Annotated in this window: 5 protein-coding genes; all 5 read left to right on the plus strand. The window is 68.8% G+C overall.

The features are described from left to right. Positions 1–694, plus strand: a 694-nt coding sequence (locus tag ACWELQ_RS38060) for an undecaprenyl-diphosphate phosphatase (protein ID WP_452401864.1), incomplete at its 5' end; no start/stop codon positions are given. Positions 695–711: 17 nt separating this feature from the next. Further along, complete coding sequence (locus ACWELQ_RS38065; RefSeq protein WP_452401865.1) at positions 712–1,452, plus strand: histidine phosphatase family protein; 741 nt, start codon at positions 712–714, stop codon at positions 1,450–1,452. A gap of 20 nt (positions 1,453–1,472) precedes the next feature. Next, positions 1,473–2,066, plus strand: coding sequence for a DUF3090 domain-containing protein (locus tag ACWELQ_RS38070; RefSeq protein WP_452401866.1), 594 nt, complete (start codon positions 1,473–1,475; stop codon positions 2,064–2,066). Positions 2,067–2,070: 4 nt separating this feature from the next. Beyond that, positions 2,071–2,856, plus strand: a complete 786-nt coding sequence (locus tag ACWELQ_RS38075; protein ID WP_452401867.1) for an SCO1664 family protein — start codon at positions 2,071–2,073, stop codon at positions 2,854–2,856. Between the two features lie 216 nt (positions 2,857–3,072). Continuing rightward, positions 3,073–4,311: a cysteine--1-D-myo-inosityl 2-amino-2-deoxy-alpha-D-glucopyranoside ligase gene (gene mshC / locus ACWELQ_RS38080; RefSeq protein WP_452401868.1), complete on the plus strand. Its 1,239-nt coding sequence runs from the start codon at positions 3,073–3,075 to the stop codon at positions 4,309–4,311. Positions 4,312–4,390: the final 79 nt, after the last annotated feature.

The raw sequence follows: 4,390 nt of genomic DNA on the forward strand, positions 1-4,390 counted from the left end.
GCCGTTGCACGAGCTGGCCACCACGCGTCTGCCGGTGCTCGACCGTGACGTGCGTTTCGCGCACGGCCCCGACCCCGACACACAGCGGGAGCTGGACTATCGGGTGGGCTGGTATGTGATCATCGCCACCGTCCCGATCGGGGTGCTGGGTTTGCTGCTCAAGGACCAGATCCGTACCGGCGCACGCAATCTGTGGCTGATCTCGATCATGCTGATCGTGTTCGCGCTCGTGATCGCGGCGGCGGAGTACTACTCGGGCAAGACTTACGGACGCCGTCGCCGCCCGATCGAACTGCTCACCACGCGCGACGGGATCATCATGGGCCTGGCGCAGTGCCTGGCGCTCATCCCGGGCGTGTCGCGTTCGGGGGCGACGAGTTCGGCGGGCCTGTTCTGCGGGCTGACTCGTGAGGCGGCGGTGCGGTTCTCGTTCCTGCTGGCCATTCCCGCGGTGGTCGCCTCGGGGTTGTTCAGTCTGCCGGACGCGTTCGAACCCGCCGGTGAGGGCCTCAACGCGTCGGGCCCGCAGTTGCTGGTGGCCACGGTCGTGTCGTTCGTGGTCGGCTACGCGTCGGTGGCGTGGTTGTTGAAGTTCGTGGCACGGCATTCCCTGGACTGGTTCGTCGGCTACCGCATCGTGCTGGGGTTGACGGTGATGGCGCTGCTGGCGACCGGCGTCGTGTCGGCGACCTGAGTCGGTAGGCTGTCCCGGTGACGGTGATCCTGTTGCGGCACGGCGTGTCCACGTCGAACACTGCCCGCACCCTGGCCGGGCGCAGCGCCGGTGTCGATCTGACCGAGCGTGGGCGCGAACAAGCGCAAGGGTTGGTGCAACGACTCGGATCGCTGCCCATCGAGCACATCGTGTGCTCGCCGCTGCTGCGCTGTCAGCGCACCGTCGCTCCCCTGGCCGACAAGCTGGGCTTGGAACCCGAACCCGATGAGCGGCTGCTGGAAGTCGACTATGGCGACTGGACCGGCAAGGCGCTGGCGGATCTGGTGAGCGAGCCGCTGTGGAAGGTGGTGCAGCGGCACGCCTCGGCGGCGACGTTCCCCGCCGGAGAGTCCTTGGCGCAGGTCCAGTTTCGCGCGGTGTCCGCTATCCGCGAACGAGATCGTCAATTCGTGGCGAAGCATGGTAGCGATGTGTTGTGGATTGCGTGCACGCATGGCGATGTCATCAAGTCGCTGCTGGCCGACGCGTTCGGTATTCACCTCGACGGCTTTCAGCGGATCGTGGTGGAACCGGCGTCGATCAGCGTCGTGCGCTACACCCCGACCGCCCCGTATGTGTGGCGGGTCAACGACACCGGCCCGGATCTGTCGGGGTTGGCGGCGATTTCACCGCGAACAGGCGGCGAATCGCGCTCGGGCCCGGTGCCCGGCGGTGAAACGGGTACCACCGACAGTACGGATAATGGGGTAGCGGAACGCCCCGATTCATCAGTGTGAGTGAACCGAATGGAGGTGCAATGGGCCGCGCAATCCATATCTTCCGCACCCCCGATCGTTTCGTCGCCGGCACCGTCGGCGAGCCGGGCGACCGCGCGTTCTATCTGCAGGCCGTGCAGGAGCCGCGGGTGGTCAGTGTGCTGCTGGAGAAGCAGCAGGTGAAGGTGCTGGCCGATCGGATGGGGTTGTTGCTGGACGAGGTGCAACGCCGTTTCGGCACCGAGGTGCCCCCGCAGGCCGCCGATGTGGCCGACACCGCGCCGCTGCAGGCCCCGGTCGATGCCGAATTCCGGGTCGGGACCATGGGTTTGGGGTGGGACGCGGACGCGGGCGCGGTGGTGGTGGAGTTGCTGGCGATCACCGAGACCGAGGTCGACGAGTCGGTGGTGCTCGATGACACCGAGGAGGGGCCGGATGCGGTGCGGGTGTTCTTGACGCCGGTGCAGGCGCGGGAGTTCGCGTTGCGGTCGGCGCGGGTGATCGCAGCGGGGCGGCCGCCGTGCCCGTTGTGCGGGGAACCGTTGTCTCCGGTCGGGCACATGTGTGTGCGTACCAACGGCTACAAGCGTGGTGACATCTTCGGGGCCACCACCGAGATCGACGACGAGGACTGAACCGGTGAGCGACCCGCTGCGCACCGCCGAGCTGACGGTGATCGGGCAGGTCACCACCGCCAGCAACGCGACGTTGGTGTGCGAGACAAACCCCGACGACACCGGTGAGGTGCTGCGGGTGGTGTACAAGCCGGTGCGCGGGGAGCGGCCGCTGTGGGATTTCCCCGACGGCACCCTCGCCGGGCGTGAGGTGGCCTCGTATCTGGTGTCGGAGGCGCTGGGGTGGGGGGTGATCCCGGAAACGGTGTTGCGCGACGGGCCTTTCGGGCCGGGCATGGTGCAGCGCTGGATCGAGGTGATCGAGGACGCGGACGGCCCGGATCTGGTGGATTTGTGCCCGGTCGGGGAGGTGCCGCCCGGTTATCGGGAGGTGTTGCGGGCGTTGGATCCGGCGGGGCATCCGGTGTCGCTGGTGCATGCCGAGGATGCGGCGCTGCGGCGGATGGCGGTGCTGGATGTGCTGATCAACAATGCCGACCGCAAGGGCGGGCACGCTCTGGCTGGGGTGGATGGGCGCGTGTACGGGGTCGATCACGGGATCTGCCTGCACAGCGAACCGAAGTTGCGCACGGTGTTGTGGGGGTGGGCCGGGGAGGCGGTCGCGGATGAATTGCTCACCGACATCACGGTTTTGGTCAAGGCGCTGCCCGGGGAGCTGGGTGAGCGGCTGGCGGAGTTGCTCACCGACACCGAGATCGCGGCGCTCGAGGCGCGCGGGCGGGCGTTGCTCGAGCATCCGGTGATGCCGGGGCCGACCGGTCCGCGCCCGATCCCCTGGCCCGCGTTCTGAGTTCCCGCGTCGCGAGCTGATCGCGGGCCGGATGCGGTGGTGTGCGGGCGGGTTGACGCGCTGGTGAGGGCCGGGTTCGCGTCCTCGTGATTGCAAGGGTTGACGTGGCCGTGACGGTGACTAGGGTGCAGGTCGGCCGGTCGGTGAGCGTGTCGCGCGGCACACCGGTGCGGGGGCGGCGCGGGTGGACTGCGATCTCGGCGTTAACCTCGATTCATGCAGTCCTGGTCCGATACCGCTGTCCCGACCGTCCCCGGATCCGGACCAGCGTTACGTCTGTTCGACACCGCCGACAAGCAGGTGCGCCCGGTGACCCCCGGCGCGACCGCGACGATGTACGTGTGCGGCATCACCCCCTATGACGCCACCCATCTCGGGCATGCGGCCACCTACCTGAGTTTCGATCTGGTCAACCGGATCTGGCGCGACGCCGGGCACGACGTGCATTACGTGCAGAACACCACCGATGTCGACGATCCGCTCTTCGAGCGCGCGGCACGCGACGGGATCGACTGGCGCGAGCTGGGCACCCGCGAGATCAACCTGTTCCGTGAGGACATGGCGGCGTTGCGGGTGATTCCGCCGCGCGACTACATCGGCGCGATCGAGTCGGTGGCCGAGGTGGTGGAGCTGGTCGACAAGCTGCTCGCCTCGGGGGCGGCGTATGTGGTGGATGATCCGCAATTCCCGGATGTCTACTTCCGTCACGACGCGACCGAGCAGTTCGGCTACGAGTCGGGCTACGACCGGGCGACCATGGAGCGACTGTTCGCCGAACGCGGCGGCGACCCGGAGCGGCCGGGCAAGCGCGATCCGATCGACGCCCTGTTGTGGCGGGCGGAGCGGGAGGGTGAGCCGTCGTGGCCGGCGCCGTTCGGGGCGGGTCGGCCGGGCTGGCACATCGAGTGCGCCGCGATCGCGCTCAACCGCATCGGCACCGAGTTCGATGTGCAGGGCGGCGGCAGCGATCTGATCTACCCGCATCACGAATACTCCTGTGCGCATGCCGAAGCGCTGGTCAAGGGGCGGCGCTTCGCACGGCATTACGTGCATGCCGGGCTGATCGGCCTGGACGGGGAGAAGATGTCGAAGTCGCGCGGCAATCTGGTGTTCGTGTCCAAGCTGCGCCGCGCGGGCACCGATCCGGCCGCGATCCGGCTGGGGTTGTTCGCCGGGCACTACCGGGCCGATCGGGAATGGTCGGATGCGGTGCTGGGGCAGGCGCTTTCGCGGCTGGCGCGCTGGCGGGAGGCGACGGCCCTGGTTTCGGGTCCCGACGCCACCGATACCGTGGCGCGGCTGCGGCGGCATCTGGCCGACGATCTGGACACGCCGAAGGCGCTGGCGGCGATCGACGCGTGGGCGCAGCAGGCGCTGGCCTACGGCGGCCCGGACGCGAGCGCGCCGGGGCTGATCCGCGACGCGGTCGACGCGCTGCTGGGCATCCAGTTGTAGAGCCCACCCATCCGTGAGCTGAGGCGCGGGGGCCCCCATCGGGGGGGCGCCGGGCGCATAAAAGGGCCGGAGGCCGGGC

This window comes from Nocardia sp. NPDC004722 (assembly GCF_053601505.1).